Genomic DNA, 13,668 nt, shown 5'->3' on the forward strand with positions numbered 1-13,668 from the left:
TATCTCTGAAACGACCCCTGATGGTTTGCCAGACAGTCTCATCATCACCGGCCCAGCACCAACAGGCAAGGCTCATTATTGCCTGAGGGCGACTGACTACCTAATATCAGTCTGGCAAAACATTGATGCTAGCCGAGTACTTCGGTTATGGACTCGCGTAATGCCTTAAGAATGGTGTCGACCTGATCTTTAGTTACAATATAGGCTGGAGCCAGGTTAATTACGTTGTTCTGCCCAGCAAAGCTGCGGTTGGTTCTGCCCACAAGCACACCTCGCTTGGCCATTGCCCCGCACACAGCAATGACTTTTTCTTCGGGCAGAGGTATTTTTGTTTTTTTGTCTTCAACAAATTCAATGCCTTGCAAAAGCCCTTTACCGCGCACATCACCAACATTAGCGTGTGCAAGGTGCTCTTTCAGCCCTTCATGCGTGTAGTCGCCCATAGTCACAACATTGGCGAGCAACTTTTCCTCTTCAATGATCTTAAGGTTTTCCAGAGCGGCTGCCGGGGCTGCCGTGCAACCGCCGAAGGTGCTGATGTCACGGAAGTACGAAAGTTTGCTAGTCGGATCCTGCAACGAAGAAAATATTTTCTCCGTACTCACCGTGCAGGAGATAGGCATGTAAGCACTTGCCACGCCCTTGGCCATGGTCACAATGTCCGGAATAACGTCATAGTGTTGGTAACCAAACATCTTACCGGTACGACCGACACCACAGACCACCTCATCCATGATAAGCGCGACACCGTACCTTTTGCATATTTCGGCAACAATTTTGTAATATTCCTGTACAGGGGGAATCACTCCCCCGCCGGCTGTGATCGGCTCAAATATGGCGCCGCCCACGGTATCAGGCCCCTCCTTAAGAATCACCTCTTCAACTGCCTTAGCACATTCAAGGTCGCAGCCAGGGTAGCTCTTGCCAAAGGCGCAACGGTAACAACAGGCATGGGGAACTTCCACAAAACCAGGCACAAAAGGATCAAAGCATTCCTTTCGTTCAGGCTGGCCTGTAGCGCTCAGAGCTCCAATGGTAGTGCCATGATAGTCACGGTACCGGTAGAGAATCTTTTTCTTGGCTTTCGTATCGCTGTTATAGGCGCGCAGACGAACCATCTTGAAGGCTTTTTCATTGGCTTCGGAGCCGCTGCTTGAAATATAGACACGAGAAAGACCTGGCATATGCTCAAGAAGCTTTTCCGAAAAATCAATGGTAGGCAGATTGCCACAGCTTGCAGCGTAAAAGGGCAGCTTTTTCATCTGATTTGCTGCGGCATCCGCAATCCTGTCTCTTCCGTAACCCACGTTCACGCACCAAACACCACCGGAAGTGGCGTCCAGATATTCCTTGCCGTTAACATCCTTGAGGTACAGCCCCTTGCCCTCCACGGCGATCATGGGAGCATTGCCTTGATGCAGCATCAGGTGATGCCATACATTCTTTATATCCCTGTTGACATATTCGTTCGTGCTCTTTGCTGACATGGAAATTCACTCCTTATGATGGTGGATCGCGGTCTTGAATTGCTCTGAAATCAAAATCCCATAGTCCAACAAAACATTTCGTGCTTCCGGCAAGGCCCCTGACGGCAAAAATCACAATCTGCCAACAAACTTGCCATGTCCTCCTTGCTGGCCGCTGCCATTTGTCCGGCGGCTGGCCTGCATTGCGCAGCTTTGCCCGGATACTGCAAACTAAAGCAATCGGCATGCCACACTTATAACACTCCTAAATTAAATAACTTTATCCCAGATAGATTCCAAACCGATGCAAAAAGAACTCACATAAATCCGCAAGCGTAAACGGCTGACCCATGCGTTACTTAAAGAACATAAAAAAACCGGGCGCTCTTCTTCCTTTTCAGGAAAAGGAGCGCCCGGAGCTGCTGTGCAAGAAAAAGAACGCTAGTGAGGGGATGTCTCAGCTGCGTGCCAGGGCCAGAGCGGGGTGGGCCTTGAGACAAACGAGACATGCGTCTTTTCCGTGACCGCACAGAGCATTTTATTCCATGGGGGGAGGAACTCCTGCTAGCCGTAAGTCTGCCCTTCTTGTGCGTAGCTTAGCAGTTTGTCAAAGGAATTGGATGCATCACCAGTCATGAGGATCACCCCGGCACGCTCATAGAGGGGATTGGGTACTCCAGCATAGCCGGGTTTGTCATCGTAATTACAGATAATGATGTTCTTGCACTCTTCGACCTTAAGAATGGGCATGCCATAGATGGGTGTGCCTTCGGCGGTATTGGCCGCAGGATTTACAACATCGTTGGCACCCACCACGATTACGAGATCAGACTCTGCAAACATGGGGTTCACCGTGTCCATCTCGAGCAGGTGCTCGTAGTCCACATTGGCTTCGGCAAGCAGCACGTTCATGTGCCCCGGCATACGCCCGGCTACAGGGTGGATACCGTAGCTAACCTTGGCCCCCGCACTTTCCAGCAGATCAGCAAGCTCTTTGACCTTATACTGTGCCTGAGCCAGAGCCATGCCGTAACCAGGTACAATGACGACATTTTTTGCATTTTGTACAAGCATTGTCGCGTCGATTTCCCTGTTGTCAGTACTGGATGAAGCAGGCAAACATGCCGTCGTACTTTCCCTCAGAGCGAAGCGTATCAGTTGTTCCATGGATTTCGCTGCATCACCTGTCATGAGGATCACCCCGGCACGCTCATAGAGGGGATTGGGTACTCCAGCATAGCCGGGTTTGTCATCGTAATTACAGATAATGATGTTCTTGCACTCTTCGACCTTAAGAATGGGCATGCCATAGATGGGTGTGCCTTCGGCGGTATTGGCCGCAGGATTTACAACATCGTTGGCACCCACCACGATTACGAGATCAGACTCTGCAAACATGGGGTTCACCGTGTCCATCTCGAGCAGGTGCTCGTAGTCCACATTGGCTTCGGCAAGCAGCACGTTCATGTGCCCCGGCATACGCCCGGCAACCGGGTGGATGCCGTAGCTAACCTTGGCCCCCGCACTTTCCAACAGATCAGCAAGCTCTTTCACTTTGTACTGAGCCTGCGCCAGAGCCATGCCGTAACCAGGCACGATAACAACATTTTTTGCATTCTGCACAAGTTTTTCCGCTTCAACTTCCCTACTGTCCGTCTTATCGGAAGTACCTGAAGCTTCTGCAGGACTTTCACCTTGGGCAAACCGCACCAAGCGGTTTACAGTTTTCGCCGCATCACCCGACATAAGGATTACGCCATCCCGCCCGTACAGGGGATTAGGCACACCCGCATAGCCGGGCTTGTCGTCGTAATTGCAGATAATGATGTTCCTGCACTCTTCAACCTTAAGAATGGGCATGCCATAGATGGGCGTGCCTTCTGCGGTATTGGCCGCAGGGTTTACAACATCATTTGCCCCAATGATCACAACAAGGTCAGCTTGTGCAAACATGGGGTTCACCGTGTCCATTTCCAGCAGGTGCTCGTAATCCACATTGGCTTCGGCAAGCAGCACGTTCATGTGGCCCGGCATACGCCCGGCAACCGGGTGGATGCCGTAGCGCACCTCAACACCCTTGTTTTCCAGCGCATCAGCTAACGATTTGACATGGTGCTGAGCCTGCGCCAGAGCCATACCATAGCCCGGCACAATGATCACTTTCTGTGCCTGCTGCACCAGTCTGGCCACGTCGCTTTCGGAAGAAATGGAAGGTGCTTGCGCCGCAACCGCTTTCGGGGCAGGTGCCGCTGGGGCAACTACCGAAGACTCACCAAGCAGAATAGACAGCAATTTTCTGTTCATGGCACGGCACATGATGCGCGTCAGCAGAAAGCCGGATGAACCAATGATGCCTCCGATGGCCACAAGCAGAGGATCATTGACTGCAAACCCCGCGATGGCAGCGCACACGCCGCCCATAGAGTTCAATAGTGAAATCGTGATAGGCATGTCGGCTCCGCCCACACGGATTGTGAAGCAGACACCAAAGGCTATCCCAGTCATAAACATCATAAAAATGAAAAAAATGAACAGAAAAGACGGGAATATTGTGCCCATGAACACGGAGAACCCCATACCGGCAAGGATTCCCATGATTATTTTAGTGTGACCAGGCAGAATAACAGGTTTTTGCGGCAAAACCTGATGCAGTTTGCCTGCCGCCACAAAGGAACCAGCAATAGTGGTCATGCCCATGGCAAGAGCCAAACATGCACTGCCGCGTTCGAAAGTTGAGGGTGCGCCTGTGTCCGTGAGCACAAGAAAACTCACAATGGCCGCTGCACCGCCACCAATACCATGCAGAAAGGCTACCATCTGCGGCATCTGGATCATCTTGACCTTGTTGGACAAGGTAAGACCCAAAGCCATACCTGCGGCAATGGCCAGCCACAGTGAAGGCGAAGTCAGAGATCCATCCTTGAACATGGTGATGAATATGGCCATTCCCATGGCAGAGGCGCAAAAAAGGTTACCTCGAACCGCTGTGGGAACCTTATTCATCAGACGAAGGCCGAATAGTATGGTTGCCACAAGAATTACAGCTATGAAATTGTAGGTTAGTGCATTCATTTAACAGCAACCTTTGCTTCTTTTTATATTAATAAAATATATAAGGGCTATCTCTTTCTTCCGGCGACCATACGCAGCATTTTGTGCGTAATGTCAAATCCGCCGAAGACATTGATTATGGCCATAGACACAGCGATAGCCCCCAAAATCGTAAAAAACGCCGAACCTGCAAGATGGGTTGCAGTTACCGCGCCAAGAATGATCACACCCGAAAGAGCATTCATGGCCGACATCAGGGGGGTATGAAGAAGGCTCGGCACATGGCTGATAATTTTGTAGCCAAGCAGCGTTGCCACTACAAATACTGCCAGCAGTGTAAATGGATTCATACGTCTTCCTTGGATAGTTTTTTTCCGACTTGTATGCCGGAACGCCGGATGCAGAACAAACCGCACCCGGCGTTCTCTAATACCTAAAGCCCAATGGCTTCACGCGCTCCGCTATGAACAATCTGCTTGTCAATGGTGGTCAGCGTGGATTCAATAATAGGATCGGTCCTGTCCAGTACGATCTTGCCGTCCTGTGCGAGGAAGGCAAGCAACTGATACATGTTGTTCGCGAACATCCAGGTGGAGCTTGTGGGCATCATGCCGGGGATATTTTTTGTGCCGTCTATGGTGACACCGTGTTTGACCACCACTTCACCGGCTTCTGTCAGCTCGCAGTTGCCTCCCTGATCAATGGAAATGTCCACGATACTGGAGCCTGGAGCCATAGAGGCTACCATTTCTTTGGTGATCAGGATTGGAGCCAACTTGCCGGGAATCAAAGCCGAAAGGATGATAATATCCGCATCCTTCACCAAGGGTTTCAGAGCCTCACGTTCTTTGCTCAACCATTCGTCGCTCAGACGTTGAGCGTAGCCGCCCTCCCCAATGGCCACATCGGCGGGCACTCCCACGTCAAACGACTTGGCCCCAAGACTCATGGATTGCTCACGAGCATCAGGACGAATGTCCACTGCAGTAACCACTGCCCCCAGGCGCTTTGCTGTGGCCACGGCCTGGAGTCCTGCTACCCCTGTGCCGATTACCAGCACATTGGCAGGCTTGATAACGCCCACGGCCGTGCCCACCATGGGCATGAACTTGGCGATACGGTTGACTGCCATGAGTACACCCTTGTACCCGGCAACAGTACTCATTGAAGTCAGGGCGTCCATGCTCTGAGCGCGTGAAATACGGGGTATACCGTCCAGCGTAATGCTGATAACGCCAGTGGCGGCCAGTTTTTTAATCATCTCATGATTCACAGGGGCCGCGGGGTGCAGGAATGTGATCAGATATTGGCCGTCACGCACCATTTCTGCCTCATGCTTGTTCACCCTGTCATTGAACAGCGGCTCCTTGACCTTCAGGATAACATCGGCTTTGGCAAAGAGTTCTTCAACACTCTCAATAATCTTGCCCCCGGCTTCAACATAGGCGCTGTCGGCAAAAAAAGCCCCGTCGCCCGCTCCTTTTTCAATCAGCACCGTGGCACCGTCGTTAACCATCTTCTTGACGGTGTCAGGAGTCGCGGACACGCGGCGTTCGCCATGCATAATCTCCTTCGGCACCCCGATAGTCATTCCCTGAAATTTCATCATAAGACTCCTTGAAGGTTATTGGTACTCCATGAAAAAACTTTGCCGACAGAATCAGATCAGAGCTTGGCAGACCGCTGTTGCAGGAAAAAGCAAGACATATGCCAAGGCATTCCATTTAATTAACTTCTTTTATTTCAGCATATTAAAAAAATATAGCTTTAGTTTTTCGATTTTCTTGCCCTTTTGTGGATGCACTTCAGCATCAAGTTGAGAAAAATATCGCAATACAAACCGAAACTGACTTGCGGCGCTGTCCTCAAAGAGGGGGAGACAAGATGCAAACTAGTGATTCGTAACCTTTCACTTAGCACCCCACAGCATCGTTTTGATAAATATGTTTTCATAGAGTTATCAAACTGAGGCATTCACAATTGTAAAAAAATAAATATATTCAATAAGATAAAATAGTTGCAAAACTGTGACACTTAGTGCCTTCCTCGGCAGCTTGAGAAAATCATGCCTATTAGGGCTTACCTAAACGAGCAAATCAGAGATGGGCATATTGACTGTCATCGTGGAACGCCCAGGCAACACGCTCCAGAGCCTGACGAACTGAAGTGGACACTTGGATCAGTACTGATCGCACACATGCCACCAGAGAATCCCGCAGACACTTCGAAAAAATCAGCCTAAGATGACTACGATGATCATTGTCGATATGGCAGGCAACGCTCTGCCCACGAAATATGCCTTATGCAGCGGAAGGATGGATTTGAAATTTATGGTCCCGGCATTCACTAAGAACGCGCACCGCTAGGAGGTACCCTCTGCCCGACTTGACTCCTGTTATATATGCCTGGCCGCAGATCGCGTTATTGAAAGGAACGAAGAATGACTTAAGTAGGTTTTAGACCCCAAGCGATTGCATAACTTAACGCCGCAAAGACCATTGGAGATTAATTTGAGGGATTAGCAGAGTGTGTTCGACCTCATTTTGCCTCTGGATTTTCACGTAAGTCACAGCTACTATGGGGTCACAAACGGGGTCACAAGCCTTCGTGAACAAAAAATAAATTGCAATAATTTCAGACTGTTGAAATTCCACACATCAAATGGTGCCGAGTCTCCCCTTCGGCACCATCTTGAACTCCAAGAGAGTTCAAAGAAGCCCGCTAAGCTAACAGCTTGGCGGGCTTTCTGCTTTTTAAGGCTCCAGCCAAGTCCAACTACGCCTTTTGACATACCCCAGTATTGGGGGGGGAGCTCTGGGGGCACGAAGACTAAAGAGCCGGTTGGAAGCCATTTCAATACCCCCAGAGCGCAAGGCATTGCTGACCGCCTGTTTCTCAACATTTTCCGTCTTCCACCTCTCCGCAGACCGCACCGATACCCCACGGGGGAAGTGCATACCCCAAATTGCAGGTTCGATACCCCCCATCGTGAGGAATACCCCCACAAAGCGGCGGCGACACCCCATGCCCCTTTCTGGCATCAGCGTTCGCAATGCCAAGCCACAACAAAAACCCGCCAAGCTCTTCGATGGTGGCGGCCTCTTCCTCTTTATCGCCCCAACTGGCGGCAAGATGTGGCGGCTAAAATACCGCTTCCAGGGGAAAGAAAAGCTCTTGGCCTTGGGGGTGTACCCAGACGTGGGCTTGAAAGAGGCCGCAAAAGGCGTGATGAAGCCAGAGAACAGCTTGCCATGGGCAATGACCCCGGCGAAGTAAAAAAAGAAATCAGGGCCACTGCACGAGCGGCAGAAAAAGAACGGCAAAATACATTTGAAGTTGCCGCGCGAGAATGGTTCGCCTCGTACTCTCCAGCACTTACCCCGAAACATGCGGCCAAACTTCAGCGTTATACTGGCGGGCTGACTGACAAGCGCACCCGGCAACGTTTCCACCTTGCAACAAAACTAGAGTTGGTATGCTGACGGTTTTGAGATTGCCTGCGACAACGGTACGCGGATGGACGTCATTTTTTGCTCTGTATAGCCGATGACTCCTATTGGTACTGACTGATTGGTTAAGCAGAATCGCGAGGTCCGTACCTGTTTGAAGGCAAGCCTTTCAGATGGGCGTTTTTTCTTCAAACCGCCACAGTCCGCTGTTACCTCTCAACTTTCCCTGTCTCAAGAGGCAACGTCGGGTCTGCGGCCCATTCGAACAGCGACGCATCATAAACAGTTGTGTTATCAGCACCCAACAGGTGTAAGGCAAAAGCAACGCTACAGGCGGCCAAACCTCCTCCACAATATGAAATAGTAGGCCTTAACACGCTCAAACCCGCCTCCGAGAATATTTTCCTGAGGGCCACTGCGGGCAGAAAAGCCATGGTCTTTGAATCCACCAACGCTTTTGCAGGAACATTGATGCTGCCGGGAATATGCCCTGGTCTTGCATACCGTTGTAACGATCCGTCAAATATCTCCGGGGCCAACGCATCGATGAGCAAGGCCCGGTTGGTTCGCAAGTTTTTTAGTACCACCTGTTTGTCAACAAAAACTGTAGGAGCCGGTCGCATGGGGAATTCGGCCTTGCACCAAACGGGCTGCTCCCGTGTGACCCGGCGGTGTTCCATTCTCCACTTCCGCCAACCACCGTTAAGGACCACGGCGTCGTTAAAGCCGTAGGCATGGAGCATCCACCACAGTCTGGCGGCACAAATGTTGCTCGTGTCATCGTAAAGAACGGCCGTTGTTCCACGCCCCAATCCCAATCCCCCCATCACCTGAGAAAACCGTTCTGGCGTTGGCATCATCAGGGGCAGGTCACTATCCGGATCTGAGAGCTCCTCCAGCAAATCCACGTAGGCGCTTCCAGGAATATGCCCGTTCTGCCAGTTGCTTATTCCTGTTCCCGGTTCTGCGTGAAAGTACGCGCTACAATCGAAAATTCTTAACGTCGGATTATCAATGTTCGCCTCAAGCCAGTCTGTTTCGATAAGGCTGCCCGATCTGGGATAACCACCAACGTTTGCGCCGCCAACCGTTATTTGCGAGCACATCTTGTGCATCGTTTGCCTCACATGTGGCTGATTGTTTATTGTCCCAACCATTTCACTAGCCGAACTGATTAATTAAATGTATTTCACACCTATGAAATCGTTTCCAATGATAATTTTCTATTACAACAATCGGCCTGAATGAAGAGTATAAAATGGAACTGCGCGACCTGCGAACATTCGTCACTCTTGCTTCACTGCTTAACTTCAACCAAACAGGAAAGGTACTGAATGCAGCGCAATCCACTGTATCTATGCGTATTAAGGCGCTTGAAGACGAACTTGATGTTCGCCTGTTCGAACGGCTGGGACGCAAGGTTGTTTTGACGGAATCTGGGCTCAAGCTGTTACAGTATGCCAGAAAAATGCTCGAAATAGAGGAGGAAGCCAGGGCTTCTGTCAATGACAATGCCGCATCCGGCAACGTGACCATAAAGGTTCCGGAATCTCTGGAATGTCACCGGATGCCCGGCGTTCTGCTTGCGTTTCGGCGCAAGATCCCAACAAGCAGAGTTCGCATTCTTCCTTGTATCGCGGGTAACGTGGCCGAAGATTTGCGCCGGGGGGTGACGGATTTGGCCTTTGTGTTTGCCTACGAGCCGTCTGCACGGGATATTAATGCGGCATTTTTGGGCACGGATGAGCTTGTGGCCGTGGCTGCACCGGAGCATCCGTTGGCGGGCATGAATATGGTAGGACCGGCAGACATCCTGAAGCATAGCCTCCTGCTGGCGGCTTCGGATTGTAGCTATCGCCGAACATTTGAAATTTTTTTGTCGGAAACAGCCAACCTGCCCCAACCGTCAGTGGAATGCGACTGCGTCGCCGCAGCGATCAGTATGGTTCGCGCTGGTCTTGGCTTGACCATACTTCCAGAAATGGCTGTGCGTGATCACATCGCAGCGGGTGCGTTGCGGCGGCTGCCGTTGATTGGCGGACCTTTTGAAACTGGCGTATTCATGCTGTGGCACAAAGATAAATGGCTTTCCCCGTGCTTGCGGGATTTTATGGCCGTGTGCCGCGAGCACCTGATGCGGGGGTAGATCAAGTTCCTGCAGCAAAGCCGCAAAGACCATTGGGGATGAATTTGAGGGATTAGCAGAGTGTGTTCGACCTCATTATGCCGTTGGATTTTAACGTAAGTCACAGCTACTCTGGGGTCATAAACGGGGTCACAAGCCTTCGTGAACAAAAAATAAATTACAACAATTTCATACTTTTGAAATTCCAAATATCAAATTGTGCCTATTCTCCCCTTCACCATCTTGAACTCCAAGAGAGTTCAAAGAAGCCCGCCAAGCTGCTAGCTTAGCGGGCTTTCTGCTTTATAGGCACGTGGGGTAATTCGCTTAGTATTTTGACCTCTGCCCAAAGACGAGGTTAAGCATTCTTGCCTTTTCCTGGCCTTAAACCTTGAAAACGCACGGCTTGCTGCCCATCCGATTGTTAACTCGCTCAAGATAATTAACAATTTCTCTACAGGGATTCGCTGCTTTTCTTTGGTTGGAAATAAAAATTGCTCTGTGGGCATACCGGCTTAGCCCGGCATGCCTTTTTTTGAGCCGTTGCTCCGCCGTTGAGGTAACGAGGGGGGAGCGGCAGCCGCCAAATTCCCCTGACAGACATGACGCCCCGGACAACCATCACTACCAAAGCGTGCTAAACTAGCTTTTTGGAAGCAACGGTCGCCTAAAAATTTTTTGAAAGATCATCCCACCGAATGACGATATCCAGCGCCTGTTCTACAACCAGCCTTTCCAACCTTGCCTTTTCTTGCTCAAGCAGACGAGTCCGTTTGGCGTCAAAATAACCGGCCAGTATCTACACGCCAGCAGCTGACGTCTTCATCCAAGTAGTTTTTGAAAAGAATGAAGAAATTTCATTCTTCAGACTGCAATGACTCATATATTGTAAAAAAATAATTAATATTATGTTAAAAATACAATTCAATTTTTATTTCACATGACACCATAAGTCACATGATATAGCACTTTACATTTACAGCGCATGTTACAGTAGCTATAACATATCAATTTACTACATCACGCCCTTATCGCACAACTCATCTGACTAAAAAGCACATACTAACACGACTTGCGATAAATGTTATCGCTCCTCATATTTTACTGAATACCATCACTACCCGAGCAGCATTTTCATTAAAAACATCAATTTATGTAATTTAATTGCAATTAAGTAACAAAACTAAGATGTTAGATATTAAATCATTTTTATCCAACAACCATAAACATAAATTCAACTACTTAATCATCACGCAAGGCATAGCAAAACACATAAACAAAATAAAAATAATTTCTAAAATTACAACAACAATAAATATCACAAACTAGATTTAATTATTTTAATAGTTTCATAAAATACGAACAAATACAAAAATATTTTACAACACATAAAAGGAGTTACATGTTTATATCAACAAAAATCAATAGCAACACATCACACACTGGCAGTTATAATATTTTCTACACAGCACAAGATACCAAAACCATCATAAAAGTTACTTGTTGTATAAAGTTGAACGGAATTCTTAGAGATGTGACATGCCATGGATATCTCAGCGAGGCCATTGGCCGCGAAGCAAAGCTAAGAGTTGTTGAGCAAACGGTTATCGCGCGGCCATGTAAATTATATGCCAACGAATTTGAATACTTTTTCTGCCTTGACAAAAACTTCCCCCAAAGAGTGCGCCACGGCTACATGGGGGTTGGCAAGATACTGGGTGTGAAGAGAGATTCAAGCCACAACATTCAGGCCCTGCTGCTGCGATTTCCAGCCCAAGGTGTTGTGCGTCGAATGCGACGAGACCGAAGAATTAATTGGAACCCAGAGTATTCCAAGACATCTGGGGTAATGTGCATCGACCGCATTCCAGAAACTAAACACGATTTGAAGGAATTGGTTCAAAACCACTACCATCTTGCTGCACTCAGGTCACAGATAATAAATATCTCTGCAGCAGGAGCATGCATCTTGCTGCCAGATTTCGGTGGGTTAAAAAGCTTGTCTACTGACTCTGGGCTGATGCTTTATATAATTTCTGACGAGTTCAGCGTGTTAGATGCCACGTATGTTTTTTTATGTAAAAAAGTTGGAGTCACAAGCAGCGATGTTATCGGCACTCTAAAGCTGAGAACGCAATTCACACATGAATTGAATTTGAGAAATAGCGATTGCTGCTTGAACTGGGTTGAAATATCCAATTGCGGGTCGGCGCGCCTGGAGAGATTCATCCACAATATTTGCAGCGATGAGCCGGAGCCGACATTTCCTGACCAAATCTAGGAGGGGGGGACTCCCTGCCCTCCAGCTACAGGGTAATTTAGGTTTTATTGAACTGCTGCGGCGACACACCATGACAGCGCTTAAATACATGGCAAAAATGGGCGAGATCAGTAAACCCGCAAATAGCACTTATTTCTGTGATCGTATGCTCTGAATCACGCAACAGTTTTTCTGCCATCGCAATACGCCGCTGGATTATAAACTTGTGAGGGGGCATCCCCGTTGTATTTTTAAATTTTGTTGAAAATGCGGTTCTGTTTTGATGAGCCACCCGCGCAAGCTTTTCTACAGTGAGTTTTTCTGCGATATTTTCATCAATATACTCGCACACACGTTGCAACTGAGATTTGCTCATCCTTGCCCCATCAAAGCAACCTTTTATATTATACATATCGCAAATATGTCTCAAGGCTTGCTGCATTGTGCTGTCAAGATGAAAGCTTTGCATTTCAGGTACAAATAGAGGCATCAAAATGCTTTTCGCAACCGCTGAAAACTGCGGATTCTGTATGCCATGGATTGGATACACCTTGCTTACATCCAACTTGCATCCCAACTGGTCTGCAAATTCACACAAGTATTTTTGATCAAAAAATACATGTATTGACATGCAATCTTCAAGATACGATGCCCACAATGCCCTTCCCTGAGGGTTTATTGATGCATTGAATGCGGCTATTCTCATTTTTTCCAAATGCCAATTTTCGACCTTGCGATCAATGCTTGTATTTAAAAGAGCTATTGAAAACCAGAGTTTGTCCACTGGCGGCTGTACAATAACGCTTCCTGCTTTTTCAAGAGACAATATGACACTTCCAAAAGGTGCTTCAATTTGCTTTATTGTAGTCACACCTTCATGTGATTTCCAATCCTTGAAAAAGGAATTTATTCTATTCATTGTCTTGAATACCATCCGTAATAACAATAAAATATGCACGTTTACACAGAATCATTAACGAAATAAGTTATTCTATGATCTACACATTCCCACATCCTTGTTAAGTTTAAAATGGTTTTTATACAAAGCCACACAGCATCTATTATCATTATTTGAAATAACAATAGACAGTTCAGCTGCTTAAACAGCAATTAAGCATGAACAATGAAATTGGACTTAGGAATATTTACGGATTCGTTCAGTGAACAGGCACTAGCACGGCAGAAATCTCAATACAAAAAACTGCCACTCTTTTGTGAAGGTCAGCTCAAGGGCTAACTACTTGCTGTTACTTTTTTTGCTGAATCAAATATTGCAGTGAGATTCAGTCTTATACGTATGCAGCAATCTTCTACCAG

General features: G+C 48.1%; 10 protein-coding genes. 4 read left to right on the forward strand and 6 right to left on the reverse strand.

Annotation, left to right across the window (positions count from 1 at the left end; all coding sequences use genetic code 11):
- Window positions 1-128: 128 nt before the first annotated feature.
- The 4 genes from RDK48_RS05795 to RDK48_RS05810 form a co-directional block, all read right to left on the reverse strand.
- The gene (locus RDK48_RS05795) at window positions 129-1,487 is read right to left on the reverse strand and encodes an aspartate aminotransferase family protein (protein WP_298996623.1); all 1,359 of its coding nucleotides are present in this window, start codon (window positions 1,485-1,487) and stop codon (window positions 129-131) included.
- Window positions 1,488-2,030: 543 nt separating this feature from the next.
- Window positions 2,031-4,538 (reverse strand): NAD(P)(+) transhydrogenase (Re/Si-specific) subunit beta, encoded by a 2,508-nt coding sequence (locus RDK48_RS05800; protein ID WP_308587827.1) that lies wholly within the window; start codon window positions 4,536-4,538, stop codon window positions 2,031-2,033.
- 47 nt (window positions 4,539-4,585) lie between these two features.
- On the reverse strand, window positions 4,586-4,867 hold the full coding sequence (locus RDK48_RS05805) for an NAD(P) transhydrogenase subunit alpha (protein WP_298996619.1): 282 nt from the start codon (window positions 4,865-4,867) through the stop codon (window positions 4,586-4,588).
- Window positions 4,868-4,950: 83 nt separating this feature from the next.
- On the reverse strand, window positions 4,951-6,123 hold the full coding sequence (locus RDK48_RS05810) for an NAD(P) transhydrogenase subunit alpha (protein WP_298996617.1): 1,173 nt from the start codon (window positions 6,121-6,123) through the stop codon (window positions 4,951-4,953).
- Window positions 6,124-7,541: 1,418 nt separating this feature from the next.
- On the opposite strand from RDK48_RS05810, the gene RDK48_RS05815 reads away from it, so the two are divergent.
- Window positions 7,542-7,793, forward strand: a complete 252-nt coding sequence (locus RDK48_RS05815) for an Arm DNA-binding domain-containing protein (protein WP_298996615.1) — start codon at window positions 7,542-7,544, stop codon at window positions 7,791-7,793.
- The gene (locus RDK48_RS05820) at window positions 7,769-7,999 is read left to right on the forward strand and encodes a hypothetical protein (protein ID WP_298996613.1); all 231 of its coding nucleotides are present in this window, start codon (window positions 7,769-7,771) and stop codon (window positions 7,997-7,999) included. The genes RDK48_RS05815 and RDK48_RS05820 overlap by 25 nt, the downstream gene beginning before the upstream one ends.
- A 176-nt stretch (window positions 8,000-8,175) precedes the next feature.
- On the opposite strand, the gene RDK48_RS05825 is transcribed toward RDK48_RS05820, so the two are convergent.
- Window positions 8,176-9,081, reverse strand: coding sequence for a sulfurtransferase (locus RDK48_RS05825; protein WP_298996611.1), 906 nt, complete (start codon window positions 9,079-9,081; stop codon window positions 8,176-8,178).
- A 143-nt stretch (window positions 9,082-9,224) separates the two neighbouring features.
- Between RDK48_RS05825 and RDK48_RS05830 the strand changes: the two genes are divergently transcribed.
- Together RDK48_RS05830 and RDK48_RS05835 are read left to right on the forward strand one after the other, a co-directional pair.
- A complete protein-coding gene (locus tag RDK48_RS05830; protein WP_298996609.1) occupies window positions 9,225-10,112 on the forward strand; it encodes a LysR family transcriptional regulator in 888 nt (295 codons plus the stop codon).
- A 1,381-nt stretch (window positions 10,113-11,493) separates the two neighbouring features.
- Window positions 11,494-12,372 carry a hypothetical protein gene (locus RDK48_RS05835; protein ID WP_298996605.1) on the forward strand — a complete coding sequence of 293 codons (879 nt, stop codon included), beginning with the start codon at window positions 11,494-11,496 and terminating at the stop codon, window positions 12,370-12,372.
- Between the two features lie 37 nt (window positions 12,373-12,409).
- Here RDK48_RS05835 and RDK48_RS05840 read toward each other — a convergent pair whose 3' ends face one another.
- Window positions 12,410-13,270 (reverse strand): helix-turn-helix domain-containing protein, encoded by an 861-nt coding sequence (locus RDK48_RS05840; RefSeq protein WP_298996603.1) that lies wholly within the window; start codon window positions 13,268-13,270, stop codon window positions 12,410-12,412.
- Window positions 13,271-13,668: the final 398 nt, after the last annotated feature.

This window comes from uncultured Desulfovibrio sp., assembly GCF_902477725.1.
Classification (GTDB): Bacteria; Desulfobacterota; Desulfovibrionia; order Desulfovibrionales; family Desulfovibrionaceae; genus Desulfovibrio.